We start from the raw sequence: 20062 nt of genomic DNA, 5'->3' as shown, positions 1-20062 counted from the left end.
CAATCTTGTCCGAAAAATACCAGTTGGGACTAGGCAATTAGAAGTGATAACTTTTAAATAAATATTTTATTAAGGGGGTTTTTCTTTGTCGGAGTACAAAGTAGTTTTAGTCGGGGCTAGCGGCGCAGTGGGGCATGAGATTCTAAAAGTGCTTGATGAGCGGAACTTTCCTGTAGGGGATTTAAAACTTTGCGCCACTTCCCGTTCCGCAGGTAAAGAAATGGCTTTTCGGGGGAAGAACTATAGTGTGGAAGAAACAACTCCAGACTCGTTTAACGGCGCCGATATTGTTTTTTTTGCCGGAGGGGCGGCAAGTAAGGAGTTCGGGCCGGCAGCTGTTGAGCGGGGAGCGGTGATCATTGACAACAGCAGCAATTTTAGGATGGATCCTGCGGTTCCCCTGGTGGTTCCTGAAGTGAACCCTGAGGATGTTAAATGGCATAAAGGAATCATCGCCAACCCGAACTGTTCGACTATTATCGCGGTAGTGGCATTGAAACCAATCCATGACGCGGCGAAAATAAAGAGAATTGTAGTGTCGACTTATCAGGCGGTATCCGGTGCCGGGGCGGAAGCTATTGAAGAATTGACTGTTCAGACCAAGGCGGTTTTAGAACAGGGTAAAATCACCCCGGAAGTGTTTCCATACCAAATAGCGTTTAATTTAATACCGCATATTGATGTTTTTATGGATCTGGATTATACAAAAGAAGAATGGAAGATGGTGAAAGAAAACCAAAAGATATTGCATGACGATTCTATAGCGATTACCGCCACTACCGTCCGGGTGCCGGTATACCGCAGCCATTCTGAATCGATAAATATTGAGACCGAGAGGAAGCTTACCGCTTTAGAAGCGAGACAGGTGTTCGAAAAATCTCCGGGTGTTGTTGTTGTAGACGATCCGGCGGCAAAGAAGTATCCAATGCCGTTATTTGCGTCTGACCGGGATGAGGTTTTTATCGGTCGTATCCGCGAGGATAATTCCATTCCTAACGGCCTGAATATCTGGGTTGCAGCCGATCAACTGCGAAAAGGCGCTGCAACTAACGCAATTCAAATTGCTGAACTCTTAATTAAGTATGATTGTTTAATGAAAAAATAATAATCTCAGGAGTCAGGAGTCAGAAGTCAGAATAAGAGAACCAATCGAATATTGAATCTAGAACTCCTTGAACAAAAATGTTAACTTTCGATTTCCTGCTTCTTAGGCAATCAAAATTTTTGCGCCGTCTAAGAAATTTATGAAAGCTTAGTCTAATCGTCAGGATTTATGCCTGACAAGGTGTAAAACTTTTAATTGCCCAACTTCGGACCGGACTCTTGTGTTCATTCTGAATTCTGACTACTGACTGCTGAAAAAAGTGGCTACCGAAAGGAGTATATATGGAATTTATTGTTCAGAAGTTTGGCGGCACGTCCCTTGTTGACGAAGAAATGCGTTTAAAGGTTGCCGCCAAGGTAGCCGAAGCCAGCCAGGAAGGCTACTCTCCGGTTGTTGTTGTATCCGCTATCGGACGCCGAGGAGAGCCTTATGCGACGGATACACTCCTTTCATATGCCGGCAGCGGTAATAAGGAACTATCACCCCGTGAAGCTGATCTTCTGATGTCCTGCGGGGAAATCATATCAGGCGTGGTGTTGGCCGCCACCATACAAAAAATAGGCTACCCGGCTATTTTCCTCACGGGAGCGCAAGCCGGTATAATTACTGATGATAATTATAACGAGGCAAAAATCATTAAAGTTGACCCTCAATGTATAGTACGACACGCTCTGGAAGGGAAAATTGTCATCGTTGCCGGGTTTCAGGGTATTACCAAAGAGGGGGAAGTAACGACGCTTGGCAGAGGCGGCAGCGATACCACCGCAGCGGCTCTTGGCGTTGCGCTGGAGGCAACCAGCGTGGATATTTATACGGATGTTGAGGGAATTATGACCGCGGACCCGCGCATTGTATCTGACGCGAGACCTCTGGAGACAGTAACTTATAACGAGATTTGCCAGCTGGCTCAAGAGGGAGCAAAAGTAATTCACCCCCGGGCTGTGGAAATTGCCATGCAAAAAAATATTCCTTTGAGAATTAAATGCACTTTTAGCGACGCTCAGGGCACGCTGGTAACTTCGTATGGTGAAGTGTATAAGGGTTCTATAGATATTACCAGGGACCGTACAATAACGGGTATTACAAACATCCCTGATGTCAACAGGATGAGAATAGTGATTAAAGATTGTCCGGATGTCCCTGAATTTCAGAAAAAAATATTTAATGCGTTGGCGCAAGCCGGAATCAGTTTGGATCTGATCAATGTACTACCGGAATCAGTTCTTTTTACAGTAAAAAAATCGGTTGCGGCCAAAGCGGTTCGTGTCCTGGAAAACCTTGATATTTACCCTGAGGTGCTGTCTGATTGCGCAAAAGTGGCGGTTGTGGGAGCTGGAATGACCGGTGTTCCCGGTGTTATGGCGAAAATTGTGGAGGCGCTGTCTGCTGAAAAAATACAGATATTACAATCCGCTGATTCTTATACAACAATTTGGATACTGGTAAAGCGGAATGAGATGGAAAAATGTATCCAAATCTTGCACCGGCAATTTAGGCCGGGTGATTATTTATAAAGAAGGTGAAAGAATTGACAAATGATTTCGGGCGAATGATTACAGCCATGGTTACACCTTTTAATGATGATCTTACAATTAATTTTGATCAGGCTAAAAAGTTAGCTTCTTACCTGGTGCAAACCGGATCGGACGGATTAGTGGTTGCCGGTACGACCGGTGAATCGCCGACACTTAATACAGATGAAAAGGTCGGTCTTTTTAAAGCGATCGTTGAAGAGGTTGGTGGTAAAGCTGCTGTAATCGCCGGTACCGGCAGCTACTCGACTGCCGACAGCATAGCCTTGACTCAAGCTGCGCAAAATGCCGGGGTTGACGGTGTTATGCTGGTAGCGCCTTATTATAACAAGCCACCACAGGAGGGGCTTTTTCAGCATTTCAAGGCTATAGCCGAAAGCACGGATCTGCCGATCATCCTTTATAACATACCAGGCAGAACTTCAGTTAACATGTTGCCTGACACAGTGGCCAGACTTGCCCAGATCAGTAATATTGTCGCAATCAAGGAATCAAGCGGCAGTATGGATCAGGTTAGTGAGTTAAAACGCTCCCTGCCTGACTGTGTGGCCATATACAGCGGTGACGACTCATTGACCCTGCCGATTCTTGCCCTGGGCGGCAAGGGTGTTATTAGTGTGGCTTCTCACTTGATCGGTATGCGGATTAAAGAAATGATTAATGCTTATCATTCCGGCAATACTAACTTGGCCACAAAAATTCACCTGGAACTTCTACCGGTTTTTAAAGGGTTGTTTATTACTACCAGTCCGGCGCCTGTAAAAGCTGCCTTAGGCATCATAGGCTGGCAGGTAGGCGGTCTGCGTCTTCCGTTAGTGGAAATTAACGCGGTGGAAAAAGAAAGCATTAGCTCCTTATTGGTAAACATGAAATTATCATAGAAGGTTGAATATTATATCTCTGACTGTGGGAGATGGATTCCGCAGTAATTTGTCCAAGCCTTTTATCGCTGGCTTGTTGCGGGCAAAGAAATGAAGTATAATATTACTTGAGTGCTAAGTGGGCTTTCCTAAAACCTCCAGTCAAAAAAATATTCCCCACCTTCTCCGAGTTTATCTCACCGGTTGCAGTAATGATAGATAGTTGTTTTTGGTAGGTTAAGGAGGTGCGGATTTGGCGCGAGAACCCAAATTGTCCCTGATTCCTCTGGGAGGATTGGGGGAAATCGGCAAAAATATGATGGCGGTGAGATTTGGGGAGAATATTTTAGTTATTGACTGCGGTTTAATGTTTCCGGAAGAAGAAATGTTGGGGATAGATATTGTTATTCCGGATATTACCTATCTGTTGGATAATAGGGAGCATGTGCGCGGGATAGTGCTTACCCACGGCCACGAGGACCATATCGGAGCCCTGCCGTATGTCCTGCGGCAGTTAAATGTTCCTGTGTATGGCACAAGGCTTACCTTGGGCTTGCTGCGGGGCAAGCTGAAGGAGCGGAATGTTGACGCCACCTTAAATTCGGTTAAACCAAGGAGTATCGTTCAAATCGGCCCGTTCAAGGTGGAATTTATCAAGGTGTCGCATAGTATTCCGGATGCCGTGGCAATTGCCGTGCATACACCGGTGGGAGTGATTATTTACACTGGTGACTTTAAGTTTGACCAGACGCCGGTCGACGGCCAGGTTACAGACTTTCACCGGTTGTCCCAGTTGGGAGACAAGGGTGTCCTGGTTTTACTGTCGGATAGCACCAACGCTGAAATACCAGGATACACCCTTTCTGAGCGAATGGTGGGAAATACCTTTGATGATACCTTTCGCCAGGCTACTGAGCGTATTATTATCGCCACCTTCGCATCAAACGTGCACAGGCTCCAGCAAGCCATCCAGGTAGCTCATAAGCAGAACCGCAAGGTTGCCGTTGTGGGACGGAGTATGGTTAATGTGGTCAGTGTGGCTTACGAGCTTGGATATCTTCATATTCCCGAAAACACGATGGTCGAGTTAGATGAGGCGAACCGTCTGCCAAGGCACAAGGTGGTCATTTTGACAACCGGCAGTCAGGGAGAGCCGATGTCGGCTTTAACGAGAATGGCCTTGTCAGACCATAAGCAGGTAGATATCGTACCGGGCGACACGGTTATTATTTCGGCCACGCCCATCCCCGGAAACGAAAAGGTGGTTGCCCGGATTATAGACCAGCTTTTTAAACAAGGGGCGCATGTTATCTACGAATCTGCTTCGAGTATACACGTTTCAGGGCATCCTTGCCAGGAAGACCTCAAAATGATGATTAACCTGGTCCGCCCCAAGTTTTTTGTTCCGGTGCACGGAGAATACAGAATGCTTATTAAGCATGCCGAACTGGCCAAGGAAGTTGGGGTTTTGCCGGGTAATGTCTTTGTGGCTGAAAATGGCCAGGTACTGGAATTTACCCGGCGCGCCGGGCGAATCAACGGTAGAGTAACAGCCGGGAAAGTGCTTGTTGACGGCTTAGGTGTCGGAGATGTTGGCAATATCGTTCTCAGAGACCGCAGACAGCTTTCCCAGGACGGAATTCTAATCGTAGTGGTTACTATAAATCGCGAGGCCGGGTTGATTGTGGCCGGTCCTGACATAGTATCCCGGGGTTTTGTATACGTGAGGGAATCGGAAGAATTGCTGGAAGAAGCAAGGATAAAGGTAAGGACTGCATTAGATATATGTATGGAACATGGTGTATCGGAATGGACAACCATTAAATCGCAAGCAAGGGATGTTTTAGGAAAATTTCTTTATGAAAAAACTAGGAGAAGGCCAATGATTTTACCCATCATCATGGAGGTTTGACGAAAGCAATTACAAATAGTACCTAATATGAATAAAGCCGCTAATGCGGCTTTTTCGTGTTTTAACGGATATTATAGTAAATATAGTGAAAAAATATATTGCATAGGGAAATAATAGCTTATATAATAAAGACAAGCAACTTATGTCGAAAGACATAGGTCGCAAAGCCACGGACCTAATGGGTATTAAATTTGCCTTATGGTAGCCGGGCTGCCTTAGGTTGTTATTAAAGCCAAGCCTAAGTATTTTACTTGGGCTTGGCTTTAATTTTGACAAATTTCGATAAATTATGACGCTGAAAATGTTTTTGATTAACGAGGCGCCACGCATGATTAATACGAATATGATTAAAGGCATGTTTCTGTTTTTTTAGGGTTTGGATTGCTTAATAGTTCATACGCCTATGCCGTGGATTTGAACGGTGTTAGTATGGGCCCGCCAATTGTAGATAAAACCGTTAAACCAGGGGAAAGCTTTGAACAGGAATTTAATGTGCAAAACCGAACAGACGGAACTGTCGAGCTCGAGGCTTATATACAAGATTTTCGCGTGGAGAATAATCAATGGGACAAGGTAGAGGATACCGATTCTAGCTGGTCGCCCATGACTTGGGCCACTGTAATCAACGCTCCGGAAAAACTAAATAGTGGGGAACAAGGTAAAATAAGCGTCAAGTTCGATGTTCCTAAAAATGCGGAAAAGGGTGAATATGTAACTTATTTTAACGTCAAATTCATACCTGTGGTCGCAGGGCAAAAGGGGGAAATGACTGCGACAATTAGCGTTGCATCAGAAATTCGTTCGTTAGTTTACGTAAAAGTATCCGATGCCGCAGGGAATTTAAATCTGATAAGAGCATGGCTCGTGAATAAAGCAGGTACCGGCTTCTGGCATGTCAGTAAGCCTGTCTTTACTATTTCGGTAGTTAATACAGGCAATGTGCATCTGGAAGTGCGGGGCAATATTGATATTACGGACGTGAGCAGAAACCAGGGGGCAAAACTTAATGTACCCATGTTTAACGTTTTACACGGCAAAGAGAAAGAGATTGAAATTCCCTGGAATGAAGCGCCTTTAATCGGTTATTTCAAAGGTAAAATACAGTTGACCCATGATGGTGAAAACTTTGATGAGCGGGAGTTTTCCTTTGTGGTCGGGCCCTTGCCGACACTAGCGGGCACCGTAATAATTTTTTCAGCAGTTATTCTTGCAGTCATTCTGTATATCCGCAAGCTGCAAAAGCAATTGAAGGATGCGGAAAAGACTGCGAAGCAATAATCCCGGGTTATAGTGCTTTGAATAAGGCTATCGATGAAGAATTAGATATCCCAGTTGGTCCGGGTAAGAACATAAAAGGAGGTGAATCTATGAGTAAGAAAGCTGTTGCCATTCTTTTGACATTAGGAATCCTGATGGCTGGGGCAGGTATTGTAAATGCAGCTACCTTGAGCATTACTGCTAATGTTTCATCCTCAGTAACCTTGGCTCTTGACCCAAGTTCCTTTACATTTGATGGTGTGCAGCCGGGTGTTGCTTCTGCTCCCCAGGAGTTGACAGCCACTACTACAGGTAGTGACGTTCTTTACAATTTGCAGTTATCCAGCACTGCCTTTACTACGGCTGGATCGTCCCATTCGGCCAGCACGCTGCAATACAAACCAACTGCCTCTGGCACTTATGTGTCAGCTTCAGGAACCGCTACAAATATGATGACTGCTTCCAGTGTCGCTGACAGCGATGGGGATGCAAAGACTTTTGATTTGCGTGTTAACTTCCCGTCTAGCGCAAATAATGGTACCTATGCTGCCACTGTAACAATTACTGCTACTCCGTCATTATAAAGAATTATTGCCAAAAACAAATGATCCGAAACAAGGCTGCCACCCAAAGCGGACTTTGTCTTGGCAATAATCAATGCTATTTTAACACTAATTCTATTTAAAAAAAATAGAATTCAGGTGGGAAAATAGCAGAAAAAAAGTATAGTGTCTGGGATTATTTCTCAGACACTATACTATTGTCTACTTTGCCGGAAACAAATAGCGACTTGATTAAGGAGGAAGATTTGTTTGAATAAATTGACGGTTAAGCTCGTTTGTTTGTTTCTGGGGTTGCTAAGTTTGACAATTTGCCCGGCAAGCGAAGCCGATCTTGAAATAAAAATCGATCCAAGAAAACAATTTGAAGTTGTATTGGATAATAATTCTTTGTCATTTCCATTGGTTGCTACTGGGAAAATGAGTGAAGAAAGAAGTATCACCACCTTGGTCAAGGGAAATGATTTTTATCAACTATACGTTCAGGCAACGGTTTTAAAAGCAGATGGCTTAAAAGAGCTTTCGCCGGCAGTATTGGAATTTAGAGAAAAATCGGAATCGCGTTGGCTGCCCGCTTCAGATACGCTTATACCTGTATTGGCAACACCGGCGATGGCAAACGTGATGGGCGATCAAAAGGAAATTACTTTTCGCTTAAATGTTCCAAATTCTGCCAAGGCTGGTTTGTACAGTTGTGAGGTAACTATTATTGCCAGAGGGAGAGAAGATTTAAATAAAAGTATGACCGAAGGTGTTTACAAAAGCACGAGCGAAGACGTGATAGAAGATGCTAATAAAAGTACGAATGTGGATGTTAACAAAAGTGTGACCGAAGATGTTTACAGCTAATACGTTTATTTTCAGAAAAAATTTATCCGTTCAGCAAGCTTGCGCGTTGAGCCTGACTATTATATCCTGCGAATATTCGATGAGGCGTAACTCGGCTTCATTTGCTTTAAGGGCATGCTCAGCCTGTTTGCGCACGGTGTATCATTAATCACACCGGTCAAACCGGCAAGTTGTTTGCCTTTCTTGACTTATTTACATGTGGTATATTTATTATATTTTCGATATAAGTTGTCAAAACCCTTTTTATGCCAGGATACCTATATATGAATTGTTAATATATGCTTGATTAGCTGTTTTCAACTATATCCCATTTGTTGCAGCGTGAGCCCCAGCGCCCGATAACTTTTTCTCCCTCGTAAATCTCAACTATTTCACAAACGTTTGGACAACCGTCACAGTCAAAATTACCGGTACGGTATGGGAGCCCCATTATTTTAAGTCCTTTAAAGCGGGTTTTGCCGGTCAAGGCAACTTCTTCCCTGGCTAGCTGGGCCGCGCCGATTGCCCCCATTATTCCGAAATGCTCCGGTATTTGTATGGGCATGCCTAGGGCTTCTTCAAAGGCGGCTCTGATGCCCACATTGGCGGCGACCCCGCCCTGGAACATCACGGGCGGCAATATTTCTTTGCCCTTGCCGACGTTATTGAGATAATTCCGGACCAAAGCCTGGCACAAGCCTTTGATGATATCCTCAACCTTATGTCCCATTTGCTGTTTGTGGATCATGTCCGATTCGGCAAAAACTGTACACCTTCCGGCCACACGGACAGGGGTTTCGGAACGGAGCGCCAGTGCCCCGAACTGGTCAATCGGAATGTTTAGCCGGGAAGCCTGCTGGTCCAGAAACGATCCTGTGCCGGCCGCGCATACTGTATTCATAGCGAAATCAGTCACAATTCCTTCGCGTAGAATGATAATCTTTGAATCTTGGCCGCCGATCTCAAGAACTGTCTGAACATCGGGAATGAGCATGGATGCCGCTACGGCGTGCGCGGTTATCTCGTTTTTAATCACATCCGCTCCGACCATTACTCCGGCCAGATAACGGCCGCTCCCTGTGGTGCCAACCCCCGCGATTTCTAAATCCGCGGGAAGCAGACCGGCAGTCTGTTTCAGCCCTTCCTGGATTACTTCGATGGGCCTACCCTGAGTGCGCAGATAAAGACCGGTGAGCACTGCTCCGGTCTCGTCAAGAATGACGACGTTTATACTCACTGAACCGACATCAATACCCAAGTATGCCTTCATAACAATCCTTTCCATATTACTAGCATGTAAAAGACTCGATTCCACTCTGGAATTGTTTTTTTCTCTTCAGCAAATCAACAAAGGCTTCAAGCCGTGTATTCATGCCGGCTTTTCCTGTCTGCTCGTCAAGGAAAAAAGTAAGAACGGGGATATTATAATCTTTACTTACCTTTGTTAGGATGGTACGTGCCACTATCTCCGGAATACAAGTAAATGGAGCGAGCTGGATTATCCCGTCGAAGCCGCGTTTGGCATAGAGGACGGTGTGACCGATAGAATCCCGGCCATGCCCTCCAATTAGTTCAGGAAGGTAAGGAGAAGCAGCTTCTTTAACTGTAATGCCCTCTGACGTTTCGTTCCACGAGTTATCCCTGGTCCAGCCGGTTAGGAACATCGATTTTTCCACTTCAACCCCCAGGTTTCCAAGAGTCTCTTCTATTTCCAAATTGCTGGCCGGTTCTAAGAGAACGTAGATTTCCCCGACGATGCCGACTTTCAAAACATTGCGATTGGCATCCTGGGGAATGCTGTTAAGCGCTTCCAGAGCGGTGGATTCGGCTTCAACAATTTGTTCGGTGGTATATGCCTGATCGATCCATTCCAGGGCTTTCCTGTAAACTTTCGTAGTGTTGCCGCGGTTGATTTCCCTTGGCCGTACTATATGGCTCAGTTTTTCAAGGTTATCCAGAGCTTGGAGCTTGCGCCACGCCCGCTTTACATGGGCGATAATGCCTTTGATGGAAATGCGTGCCTTGTTTAGCGCGCGAACACTTTTATAAAAATTAAAGGGGTGCAGACGAGGTGGTTCAATAACGATCATTTTGACCTTGTATCCTAAATCACTGAGTAATTTATGGTGTAGCATGGCATATTCCCCGGCACGGCATGGTCCGACGCCGCCCGAGGTGACAATAGTGTCGATTCCCATTTCTATTGTTTCCAGATAGGTGCCCATCAGTATTTTTAGCGGAAAACAGGCAAATTCAGGAGTGTATCTGATCCCCAGGTCTAAAGTGCGTTTGCTTGGGCGCGGTGGAACCACCACCTCGTTTCCTAAATCTTCAAGAAACATTTTAAAGGTCCGGTAGGATTCACCCATGCGCGGGAAAGTTATTTTAGACATGCCAACGCCTCCTTCCGACGCTTCACCATGTCAACAAAGGCTTCAAGACGCGTAGACATGCCGGCTTCGCCAGTATGCTCGTCAATCATCAAAGTCATAAAAGGAATGTTTTTGTACTTCTTCGCTTCCAGTTCAATAAACTTGTTCAACAGCGAGTCCGGCCCGCATCCGAACGCGGTGAGGTGAAGCATACCGTCAATACGTCCTTGTTTAAATAATAGATGGGCGGCTTTTAAGGCCCTGTCGCTGAAAGTCCAAAAAAGCCGTTTCGGCAAGCCGCAATTTTTCTGCCAGGCCAACAATAACGGGGAAATATTCTCAGTGGTAATAGTACCTACTCCCAAACGCCGCAGTTTATCCAAAAGATTGACAGAGATAAAACTGTCATAGATGTTGTATGGATAACCAATAACTGCAAAATTAAGGCTTGGCTCAGGAGGCTTTGACAAAGACCCCGGTTTGCGCAATAAGCTCATCGCTTCATGTGGATTCCAGCCGCTCTGTAATAGTTTGTTATAACGGTTCAAGGTGCGGCATGCCTTTTTATAAGCTCGAAAAGATGAGTGCTTACTGGCATTGAAAATACTGCCAATTTCCGTGTAAGCTTTGAGCATGGCAAAATAACCCTGGCGTGAGTCCATGCGAATATCGATAACCGGCGGCAAACCGGTTATCGAATGCCTGATCATATCCGGCAAACCAAGGAATTTGGGGCAGTATATAGTTTTACGGTTAACGCAGACAACTCTAGGAATAAAGAGGTAGTCAACACGGTCTTTAAGCCCCATGACATGCCCGAAAAAAATCTTAACTGGCACGCATGCGTCAGCAAGCGCCTCACGAACACCATTGTTCAGTATATCTTTAGTCGTTTTTCCAGAGGTAACTACCTGAACGCCGATTTCGTTAAAGAAGGCCTGCCACAACGGGTAATAGATATAATATAGTAAAGCGTTGGGGATGCCGACTTTAACAGCCAAAACAAGGTTTCCTCCCTTTTTGTCAAGGCAAATTCCGTATAACTATATGAACTATCAGGCATGTTATACCAGCAATTATGTATAAAAGAATTCTATGCCCGGGGAAAAAATCCTTCAAAGTTCGGTATTAAAACTATAACCATCATATCAATGCGGGGAAAAAAAGAAATATTGCAGGATATTGGCGATATACAGAGAAATAATACTGCAATGATGTCTATCCGGTTTTGGATCATTGTTGGAAAGGTGTGATAATTTTGGCCGGTAAAGAAGGGGAAGTCCTTTTGGCAAAGCGAGTATATGAAGGAAATATCATTAACTTGAGAGTCGATACAATCACTTTGCCTGGCGGGCGAACTGCGAAACGTGAAGTTGTAGAGCATTCCGGCGCGGTCGCGGTTGTGCCTGTGAATGAAAAAGGAGAAATCCTCCTGGTGAGACAGTACCGCCATGCCACCGGAAAATCGTTGTTAGAAATACCCGCCGGAAAGTTAGAGCCGGGTGAAAGCATGACGGATTGCGCCGGGCGAGAATTACTGGAGGAAACCGGGTATGAGGCAACTAAATTAAAGAAAATGGTTAGTTTTTTCAGCACCCCTGGCTTTACTAATGAAATGCTGCATCTTTTTTTGGCCACCGGACTTGCTTATAAAGGGCAGAAACTGGATGAAGAAGAGGATATTGATGTGCTGACCATGCCGTTTGGACGCGCCATCGAGTTGATCTGGAAGGGGGAGATTTGTGACGCTAAATCAATTGCGGGTATATTGGCCGCGCCGCATTACCTTAAAGAAAGCTAACGGGCCATTGGTACCCTGTTAGCTTTTCATTAACCATAATAATTATAACGGCATTAATTGATAGTCATGGAAGAGAGCATCTCATGTTTCAAATACACTTCAAAAACAATTTCTTTTCCATTAAATCTTGCCAACTGCCGTCCCGGGGGTAATTTCCCATCGTGGCCGGGTGAATACCTCCTGTCGGCTATACTGATAATGGTCGGGGTGAGTTGCCGGGCGATTACCTTAGCCTTGCGGTCTCCGCCGGCGCCGGCGTGAATTACTCCCCGGCAGCAGCCCATTACCAGCACGTTCCCGCCGGACACTATTTCGGCGCCAGGGTGAACGTCTCCGAACACAACGACGTGTTCGGGCGATGATATTTTCTGGCCGGAGCGCAGGGAGCGGCGCACTAAAAGGGCCGCCTCACCGGATCCGGCATTAGTGTATGTCTTAGGGGCCGGCTCTAAATCTGTCTTTATTCCCATGTATTCATCTGTGTTAGGTACTAATCCATATTGTCTGCAAATGCTTACCAATTCGTTTTTTTGGTCGGCTGGAATGTCCTTCTGGTTTTGGAATAGTGAAAATTTCGCTCCTTTAAAAAACCCTCTGGCAGACTCCATCTTGCGCAGGAGGTTCTCCTTAATATCTTCGAAATCACAGCTTGAATCAAGGACGATCACAAGACCGTTCCTGGTTCCCTTAATTCTGACCGTATCTTGATTCATAATCGACCCCTTCCCCCATATTTTTCATTGATTATATTATTTCGATTCATTTGGCTAATTTCCTCTTTGTTATAAAAATAATCAACAATAATTAGAAGCATGGGTGAATAAAAACACTTTATTTGCGGTACCCTCAAATAAGTAATATTGTTCATTGGGGAGGAGGTGAATAAAAATGGCAATTGTTGAAGTAAGTGTAGTGCCGATGGGAACACCTACGCCAAGTATCTCCAGCTACATTGCCGATTGCTGCGAATTGGCAAAAAAGGAGGGCGGCATTAAAAGCCAGGTAACTTCTATGTCAACTATTCTTGAAGGTGATTTGGACAAAGTAATTGATGTAGTTAAAAAAATGCATCAGGAGCCTTTTAGAAGCGGTGTGGGTAGAGTTGTTACATCGGTAACTATTGACGACAGGCATGACAAACCTGATTCTATGGCAGCACGTGTGGATTCTGTAAATAATGTAGATCTTTAATCTTGCGTTTGTTTTAATTTTTTTGATAGTTTTCCGCTACGGTGGCATAAATAATATTACTGATTTTATCTTGTAAAAATACACAGAACAAGCCAGGGGGTAGAGAAATGTCTGAATGGAGGAAAGATCCCATCGTCGACCGTTGGGTTATTATTTCCACCGAGCGCGGGAAACGGCCAAATGACTACAAGGATATATCGGAAAATAAAAAAACTCATGAATGTCCCCTATGTGTTGGGAAAGAAAATTTCACGCCGCCAGAAATTATGGCCTACCGTGAGCCAGGCAGTCAAAACAACAGGCCCGGTTGGTGGGTTAGAGTAGTTCCCAACAAGTTTCCCGCTTTGAGGGTTGAAGAGGAATCTTCTTTGAGTCAGCAGGGGATATACATGTCTATGAACGGGATCGGCGCGCATGAACTCATTGTGGAATCTCCCAGCCATGAGCCCGGTCTCGATACCCAGACAGAGAAACAAGTGGAAGAAGTTATTTGGGCGTGGCGGGAACGCTCTCTGGATCTAAGAAAAGACTCCAGGCTAAAGTATATCCAGATCTTTAAAAATACTGGTCCGGTGGCAGGCGCCTCCCTGGAACATACTCACTCCCAGCTTATTGCTACACCTTTGGTCCCTGTAGAAGTCGTTCAAGAATTGAACGGAGCGAGGGAATATTCTTCCCGGCACGGATCATGTGTCTATTGTGACATGGTCAGTCAGGAAATCGCCGAGCAGTACAGAGTTGTTGTTGAAAGCAGCAATTTTTTGAGTTTTAGTCCTTTTGCTTCCCGTTTTCCTTTCGAAACTTGGATTGTACCGAAGGAACACCAATATGATTTTGGGCAGATCCGCGAAGAAATGGTGAGAGACTTGGCCGGTATTTTAAGGACGACTTTACGCAAGATTGCCATAATGATTAGAAACATACCATATAATGTGGTTCTTCATACCGCACCAGTGAATATCCAAGAAGAAATGCATTATCACTGGCACTTGGAGATCATGCCGCGCCTTACCATAATGGCGGGATTTGAACTGGGAACGGGGTATTTTATTAACCCGACTCCACCTGAAATGGCCGCACAAGCCCTCAGGGACACGGAAGAGTTCTATCCTCTGCATGACGGGTCTAGCCGGGAGGTGTATCATTATGTTTGATCGTCCCTTGAAAATTCTCCTTGTTTCGTCCGAGGTGGTTCCTTTTGCAAAAACGGGCGGACTGGCTGATGTTGCCGGCTCCCTGCCAAAGGCACTGGCGACCGTTGGCAACGATAGCTTGGGCAACGATGTCCGGGTGGCTATGCCGCGCTACCGGCAAATCGAAGGAGATACTTATAAAATGGATTTCCCGGTTCCTTTCAACAACCGTTATGAAACTGCTATTATCAGGGAAAGTTCCATTGAAGCGCACTATCGAGGTGAGCGCAGAACAATACCGGTCTATATGGTGGATAATTATCATTACTTTTACCGGGACCGCATGTATATGTTTGACGATGAAGCGGAACGGTTCGCTTTTTTCTGCAGGGCATTGCTGGAGATGCTGCCGAAGCTGGAATGGCAGCCTGATGTTATTCATTGTAATGACTGGCAGAGCGGGCTGATCCCCTTGTTTTTAAAAACACATTATCTGCAAAACGAGTTCTATAACCGGATAGCTACAGTTTTTACAATTCATAATCTGCAGTATCAGGGCAATTTCCCCAGGGACGTGTTGCAAGTCCTCGGGCTGGGTGAAGAATATTTTCACCCGGAACGATTGGAGTTTTACGGTGCGGTTAGTTTCATGAAAGCGGGAATTGTATATGCTGATGTAATTAATACTGTCAGCCGGACTTATGCGGCGGAAATCCAGCACCCGGAGCTTGGCGAGCGTATGGACGGACTGCTGCGGAAACGTTCCGCGGACTTGTATGGCATTGTCAATGGAATTAATTATCACGAATTTAACCCGCGGACCGATCCGCGGATTCACCGCAATTTCGACCAGTACAGTATAACGAATAAAAAGGAAAACAAGTTTGCCCTGCAAAGAGAACTGGAACTCCCCGTCAGGGATGTTCCGGTAATCGGATTGATCTCGCGTCTGGTGGATCAGAAGGGATTGGATTTAATTGCGGAAATAATCGATGAGATCATGGATGGTGATATTCAGCTCGTAGTATTGGGCAGCGGTGAAACTTATTATGAAAAAATGTTTGAAACAATTAAATCCCGCTATCCGGAAAAGATGGGTATATATATCGGGTTTAACGCTATACTGGCTCAGCGCATTTATGCCGGAGCGGACATGTTTCTGATGCCCTCGCGGTTCGAACCATGCGGTCTTGGACAGTTGATCAGCCTCAGGTATGGGACAATTCCTATTGTGCGTTTCACCGGCGGGCTGGCTGACACGGTGAGTGACTATAACCCTGCAAACGGTTCAGGCAATGGTTTTGGTTTTACCGAGTATTCCAGTGTGAAGTTATTGGATGCCCTTAACAAGGCGCTTCAACTATACCGGGAACAAGTAAACGATTGGCAAAAGCTGGTTATTAACGCAATGGAACTGGACTTCTCCTGGGCGCGATCCGGAGTTGAGTATATTCATTTATTCCAGGAAGCCATGAGCAAACACCTTTCTATCCAAAGAACTGCCTAAAAGTGAAGGCATAAAGCGTATGAGCAGAAAAATTGTAACTACTCAGACCTAACGCCTAATTTAAGTCTTAGATATAACTTGAAACAAAGGGATTCCCCCATAAGGGGCATCCCTTAAAGTATACTTTCAAGCCGTCGTGCTTGGCGATTCCAGTGTAAACGGGCTTTTCATGGAAAATTTCGCAGTCTATCCGCAAAAATTTTGAGTTTATTCGCAAACGCTACAATCAGTATATGTTATTACCTTCCAACTTTCTATATAATGTCGACCGACTTATGCCTAATAATTTTGCAGTTTTAGATTTATTTCCGTGTGTATTTTTCAAAACTTGTAAGATAGTTTCCTTTTCAAGATTGTTTAATGAACAGATATTTAACCCGCTTTCAACGATACTATTCTCCAAATCTTCCAGCCTAATAATATTATCTTTGCAGAATAATACAGCCCTCTCTATTACATTTGCCAATTCTCTAATATTGCCGGGCCAATTAGAACTTTGTAAAAAGTTAGTTGCATCTTTAGAAATTTCTTTGATTTGTTTATTGTTTGCTTCTCCATATGTCTGTACAAAATAATTAACTAAAGTTGGGATATCCTCAAGATGATTACGCAACGGAGGGATATTTAACGAAACAACTTTTAATCTGTAATATAAGTCTTTTCTGAATTTACCATCGTAATAAAGTTTTTGGAGGTCTTGATTTGTAGCAGCAATAATTCGAACATCAATTTTTTTAGCACGCAAGCCTCCCACACGCATAACCTCTTTTTCTTGAATAATTCGCAACAGCTTACTTTGAAGCTGCATGGGCATATCTCCAATTTCATCTAAAAAAATAGTGCTTTTATCTGCCAGTTCAAACTTACCCGGCTTACCATGCTTGCTTGCGCCTGTAAAGGCTCCGCCTTCATAACCAAATAACTCTGATTCGGCTAGTTCTGCCGGTATAGCCGCACAATTAATATTAATGAATGGTTTGATACATCTATCACTAGCATTATGAATAGCTTGTGCAAACAATTCTTTACCTGTCCCGCACTCCCCCGAAATAAGAACAGTTGCAGAAATTTTTGCTGCCTGTAGAGCCTTCCTTTTGAGTTCTTCCATTACCTTACTTTTGCCGATAATTGAATCAATAGTATATCTTGTACCATTTATTTCATAAAGTTCTTCCTGCTTGATTTGATGAAAAGATTTTTGTTGGGTATTTTTTATTTGACAAAAACTTTTGATATGGTCCACTAAAAAGCGAATGATATAATCGCTGGTTATGAAACCGATAGGTTTACCATCAAGATCGACGACAGGAGTTTGACCTATTCTTGCTTTGAGTAACCATTGGTTAAGTTCAGAAAGATTATTAAATCTTTCATTTTCCTTAAAATACAATACGTCTGTTATAAAATGGTCTACTAACGTGTCTTTTGTACTTACTCCTTTTAGTAAGCAGTCAAATAAATTGGACCGTGTGAATATCCCGATAAGATGGTTGCTTGAATCAACAATAGGAATTCCGCCGAGTTTAGTTTTTCGGAAAATTTGTATAGCTTCATGTATTGTACTGTTGCGATTAAGAAACAGTGCAGTTGGTACGGTTAGGTTTTTTGCCAGCATTATGCTATTCACCTCGCACTTAAGATTTATGTGTCCCATAATCATCCAGTGTATGTTCTTGGCACGATATCCGCTCAAGAACTTACGATGCGGACAGCATATATGTATCCAATTAATATGGGCCATCAGCCATCAATTAATTGCTTATCTGCAACTTATTTGGTTAATATTCCTGATTCGGTTTTATCAAAAATATTTTTCGAAAACAAAATAATTTTCCTGATCAATTAAAAGTTTATTATAATTATTCTAAATTTTTTTAATTGTTTAGTCAACAGTTAATAAAAAAAGCTCTGCAATCTCAATACCTTTGATCTGCATAAGGATAAAAAGTTTCTACAAAACCAAGTGGGAAATAGCTTTGGCATAAACATTGCAAATAATCCATGATTAAGGGGCATTTATGAAGGGGGTTTGTTTAAACTACATGTGGAAAGAGGTAGTAGCTAATCTTGAACTAAAGGAGGGATGTTTTGATTATCGATTTACCTGATATTTGAGAGGTCTTTAGCTGGCTGAATAGACAATATATTCTCAATGTTCTTAACTTTTTGAAAATATTAAGGAGGTCAATAAATGAATAGCGACATAGCCACATCAACAAATGTAAAACCGGTAAGTAAAAAAACGCCGCCGGAAGCAAAAGCAGCCATAAAGGGAGCTTTTTTGGGCTTTTTTATTGACATGTTTGATATCTATTTGCCTGTCATCTGCCTGGCTCCGGCAATGGTGTATTTTCTGCCTAAGGATTTGCCCGTAACCACAACGAATACTTTATTTTATATAACCTTGGCGGTAACTTTGCTGGGGAGACCCCTTGGTGCGGTTATATTCGGCCATTTCGGAGATAAGATAGGGAGGAAAAAATCATCGCTAATTTCTGTAGCTGGTTTTGCGGTAATGACATTACTTATAGGTGTGCTTCCCGGATATCAGACACTGGGGTTGGCGGCAGGTGGCTTGCTTTTGGCGTTTAGATTTATAGATGGGATTTTTTTGGGGGGACAATACTCGACAGCAGTGCCCCTGGCAATGGAGTACGCGCCCAAAAGCAAGAGAGGGCTTTACGGTGGAATTATTCAATCCGGCTTTCCCGTTGCATATATACTTGTTTCCATAATTACCTCGTTTATGCTTAAATATATGCCGGCCGGAGGGCTTGACTCGCCATACATTCAGTATGGCTGGAGAATCCCGTTTGTTGCAGGTTTTTTCATATCTCTAGGGTACCTTTGGTTTTATTATAAAAATGTTGAGGAATCAAAGTCGTGGGAAAAGACGGAAAAGGTTAAAATACCGCTTGTTGAAGTTCTTAGTGGCGAAAGTTTGCGTAATTTCCTGCAGGTGTTTATATTGATGAACGGCCTGTTTTTCCTTGCAAATTCCATACTGTTTGCTATTCCGGGTATTCTCATAAATATTTTAAAAATGCCGGCTTTTCTGGTGACGAATGTAATGATGGGTGTTTATGTTGTTGACTTTTTTGCATATATAATCGGCGGCGCGTTAAGTCAAATAATCGGCCGGAGAAAGCTGTTCATCATTACTGGAGTACTTTCTTGTACCATCTTACCGTATATATACTACCTTGTTGTGAAATACGGTACGACAATGGGTTCCTTTGCATTGTTCGTATGTATATCAATATTGATTGCCGTGACGTTCGGCGGGTCATTCTCATTTTCAATGCCATATATCAATGAAAGGTTTAAAACCTCAATAAGGTCTTCGGGGTTCGGCATGGGATACAGTTTCGGAGTTATAATTCCTTCGTTTTACTCGTTCTATATGCTGGCTCTTAAAGGCATAGTACCTTATGAGTATACTCAGATAGTGCTTCAGGTATTAGGCGGCGTTTTAACTGTGATAGGCGCCGCGATGGGGCCGGAAACAAAAGATATTGACTTGGGGCCGTCATGATGTGTTGCATAATGTAAAATCTGTGCTTGTTTGGTTTGGCCGCTAAGGCCAAACCAAACAGCGGAAGTAATTAATTTACGGATGATCATTCAGGCAATAAAAATTACTGAATATTAAATTGGAGGTGTTCACATATGCGCTTTAAAGGAAAAGTCGCTGTTGTTACAGGCGGGGCAAGGGGTATAGGCGAGGCGGTAACGCTGGGCTTAGCCAGGGAAGGGGCTGTCGTAAATATCGTTGATGTTTTAGAGACAGAATCAAACGATATTGTTAATAAAATCAGGGAAAATGGAGGTGAGGGGCGTAGTTTTATAGTTGACGTGACAAAGAGCGATCAAGTGAACAAGATGGTCGAAGAGGTTATTGGAGCCTATGGCTCAATAGATATTTTGGTTAATTGCGCCGGGATTCTTATTGCCTCGCCAATAATTGATTGCAAGGAAGAAGATTGGGATAAAGTATTAAGTAT

18 protein-coding genes and 1 riboswitch are annotated in these 20062 nt (G+C 43.8%); of the genes, 13 read left to right on the top strand and 5 right to left on the bottom strand.

The genetic code is table 11. The annotated features are described in order from the left end of the window. Nucleotides 1–85 precede the first annotated feature (85 nt). From A4E54_RS12475 to A4E54_RS12445, 7 genes are all read left to right on the top strand, one after another. Nucleotides 86–1105: an aspartate-semialdehyde dehydrogenase gene (locus A4E54_RS12475; protein ID WP_240082978.1), complete on the top strand. Its 1020-nt coding sequence runs from the start codon at nt 86–88 to the stop codon at nt 1103–1105. 281 nt (nt 1106–1386) lie between these two features. Then, nucleotides 1387–2619, top strand: a complete 1233-nt coding sequence (gene dapG / locus A4E54_RS12470; RefSeq protein WP_240082977.1) for an aspartate kinase — start codon at nt 1387–1389, stop codon at nt 2617–2619. Nucleotides 2620–2633: 14 nt separating this feature from the next. Beyond that, nucleotides 2634–3518 carry a 4-hydroxy-tetrahydrodipicolinate synthase gene (gene dapA / locus A4E54_RS12465; RefSeq protein WP_240083070.1) on the top strand — a complete coding sequence of 295 codons (885 nt, stop codon included), beginning with the start codon at nt 2634–2636 and terminating at the stop codon, nt 3516–3518. A 232-nt stretch (nt 3519–3750) separates the two neighbouring features. Next, nucleotides 3751–5409: a ribonuclease J gene (locus tag A4E54_RS12460; RefSeq protein WP_240082976.1), complete on the top strand. Its 1659-nt coding sequence runs from the start codon at nt 3751–3753 to the stop codon at nt 5407–5409. A gap of 124 nt (nt 5410–5533) precedes the next feature. After that, nucleotides 5534–5627: riboswitch (cyclic di-GMP riboswitch) on the top strand. A 163-nt stretch (nt 5628–5790) separates the two neighbouring features. Continuing rightward, on the top strand, nt 5791–6687 hold the full coding sequence (locus A4E54_RS12455; protein ID WP_240082975.1) for a COG1470 family protein: 897 nt from the start codon (nt 5791–5793) through the stop codon (nt 6685–6687). Nucleotides 6688–6776: 89 nt separating this feature from the next. Continuing rightward, nucleotides 6777–7250 carry a hypothetical protein gene (locus tag A4E54_RS12450; protein ID WP_240082974.1) on the top strand — a complete coding sequence of 158 codons (474 nt, stop codon included), beginning with the start codon at nt 6777–6779 and terminating at the stop codon, nt 7248–7250. Nucleotides 7251–7478: 228 nt separating this feature from the next. Further along, nucleotides 7479–8075, top strand: coding sequence for a hypothetical protein (locus A4E54_RS12445; RefSeq protein ID WP_240082973.1), 597 nt, complete (start codon nt 7479–7481; stop codon nt 8073–8075). Between the two features lie 286 nt (nt 8076–8361). Here the strand turns inward: A4E54_RS12445 and A4E54_RS12440 are convergent, their stop codons facing one another. The 3 genes from A4E54_RS12440 to A4E54_RS12430 are packed head-to-tail and all read right to left on the bottom strand — an operon-like array spanning nt 8362 to nt 11427. Beyond that, entirely contained in the window at nt 8362–9324 is a 963-nt protein-coding gene (locus A4E54_RS12440) for an acyl-CoA dehydratase activase (RefSeq protein ID WP_240083069.1), read from the bottom strand. A 19-nt stretch (nt 9325–9343) separates the two neighbouring features. Beyond that, nucleotides 9344–10447, bottom strand: a complete 1104-nt coding sequence (locus A4E54_RS12435; protein WP_240082972.1) for an acyl-CoA dehydratase activase-related protein — start codon at nt 10445–10447, stop codon at nt 9344–9346. Further along, nucleotides 10435–11427, bottom strand: coding sequence for an acyl-CoA dehydratase activase-related protein (locus tag A4E54_RS12430; RefSeq protein ID WP_240082971.1), 993 nt, complete (start codon nt 11425–11427; stop codon nt 10435–10437). The genes A4E54_RS12435 and A4E54_RS12430 overlap by 13 nt, the downstream gene beginning before the upstream one ends. Before the next feature lie 284 nt (nt 11428–11711). Here A4E54_RS12430 and A4E54_RS12425 point away from each other — a divergent pair, with 284 nt between their 5' ends. Next, on the top strand, nt 11712–12227 hold the full coding sequence (locus tag A4E54_RS12425) for an NUDIX hydrolase (RefSeq protein WP_240082970.1): 516 nt from the start codon (nt 11712–11714) through the stop codon (nt 12225–12227). 53 nt (nt 12228–12280) lie between these two features. Here A4E54_RS12425 and minC read toward each other — a convergent pair whose 3' ends face one another. Further along, complete coding sequence (gene minC, locus A4E54_RS12420) at nt 12281–12940, bottom strand: septum site-determining protein MinC (protein ID WP_240082969.1); 660 nt, start codon at nt 12938–12940, stop codon at nt 12281–12283. Between the two features lie 175 nt (nt 12941–13115). Between minC and A4E54_RS12415 the strand changes: the two genes are divergently transcribed. From A4E54_RS12415 to glgA, 3 genes are all read left to right on the top strand, one after another. Next, nucleotides 13116–13418 carry an MTH1187 family thiamine-binding protein gene (locus A4E54_RS12415; protein ID WP_240082968.1) on the top strand — a complete coding sequence of 101 codons (303 nt, stop codon included), beginning with the start codon at nt 13116–13118 and terminating at the stop codon, nt 13416–13418. Between the two features lie 107 nt (nt 13419–13525). Next, nucleotides 13526–14572, top strand: a complete 1047-nt coding sequence (galT, locus tag A4E54_RS12410; RefSeq protein WP_240082967.1) for a galactose-1-phosphate uridylyltransferase — start codon at nt 13526–13528, stop codon at nt 14570–14572. Beyond that, the gene (gene glgA / locus A4E54_RS12405) at nt 14565–16058 is read left to right on the top strand and encodes a glycogen synthase GlgA (protein ID WP_240082966.1); all 1494 of its coding nucleotides are present in this window, start codon (nt 14565–14567) and stop codon (nt 16056–16058) included. The genes galT and glgA overlap by 8 nt, the downstream gene beginning before the upstream one ends. 226 nt (nt 16059–16284) lie before the next feature. Here the strand turns inward: glgA and A4E54_RS12400 are convergent, their stop codons facing one another. Beyond that, complete coding sequence (locus A4E54_RS12400; protein ID WP_240082965.1) at nt 16285–17673, bottom strand: sigma-54-dependent Fis family transcriptional regulator; 1389 nt, start codon at nt 17671–17673, stop codon at nt 16285–16287. A 576-nt stretch (nt 17674–18249) separates the two neighbouring features. On the opposite strand from A4E54_RS12400, the gene A4E54_RS12395 reads away from it, so the two are divergent. Further along, nucleotides 18250–19593, top strand: coding sequence for an MFS transporter (locus tag A4E54_RS12395; protein ID WP_240082964.1), 1344 nt, complete (start codon nt 18250–18252; stop codon nt 19591–19593). A gap of 134 nt (nt 19594–19727) precedes the next feature. Beyond that, on the top strand, nt 19728–20062 hold a 335-nt coding region (locus tag A4E54_RS12390), incomplete at its 3' end, for an SDR family NAD(P)-dependent oxidoreductase (protein WP_286726312.1).

Origin of the sequence: Pelotomaculum sp. PtaB.Bin117, from assembly GCF_002067195.1 — a bacterium.
GTDB classification, from domain to species: Bacteria; Bacillota; Desulfotomaculia; order Desulfotomaculales; family Pelotomaculaceae; genus Pelotomaculum_D; species Pelotomaculum_D terephthalicicum.
This window is presented reverse-complemented; position numbering and strand designations above follow the sequence as displayed.

What these genes read in the sequence shown, in the direction of transcription:
- dapG (WP_240082977.1), top strand. Translation starts at nt 1,387, where the DNA reads ATGGAATTTATTGTTCAGAAGTTTGGCGGCACGTCCCTTGTTGACGAA.
- A4E54_RS12450 (WP_240082974.1), top strand. Translation starts at nt 6,777, where the DNA reads ATGAGTAAGAAAGCTGTTGCCATTCTTTTGACATTAGGAATCCTGATG.
- A4E54_RS12440 (WP_240083069.1), bottom strand. Translation starts at nt 9,324, where the DNA reads ATGAAGGCATACTTGGGTATTGATGTCGGTTCAGTGAGTATAAACGTC.
- A4E54_RS12435 (WP_240082972.1), bottom strand. Translation starts at nt 10,447, where the DNA reads ATGTCTAAAATAACTTTCCCGCGCATGGGTGAATCCTACCGGACCTTT.
- minC (WP_240082969.1), bottom strand. Translation starts at nt 12,940, where the DNA reads ATGAATCAAGATACGGTCAGAATTAAGGGAACCAGGAACGGTCTTGTG.
- A4E54_RS12415 (WP_240082968.1), top strand. Translation starts at nt 13,116, where the DNA reads ATGGCAATTGTTGAAGTAAGTGTAGTGCCGATGGGAACACCTACGCCA.
- galT (WP_240082967.1), top strand. Translation starts at nt 13,526, where the DNA reads ATGTCTGAATGGAGGAAAGATCCCATCGTCGACCGTTGGGTTATTATT.
- glgA (WP_240082966.1), top strand. Translation starts at nt 14,565, where the DNA reads ATGTTTGATCGTCCCTTGAAAATTCTCCTTGTTTCGTCCGAGGTGGTT.
- A4E54_RS12400 (WP_240082965.1), bottom strand. Translation starts at nt 17,673, where the DNA reads ATGCTGGCAAAAAACCTAACCGTACCAACTGCACTGTTTCTTAATCGC.
- A4E54_RS12395 (WP_240082964.1), top strand. Translation starts at nt 18,250, where the DNA reads ATGAATAGCGACATAGCCACATCAACAAATGTAAAACCGGTAAGTAAA.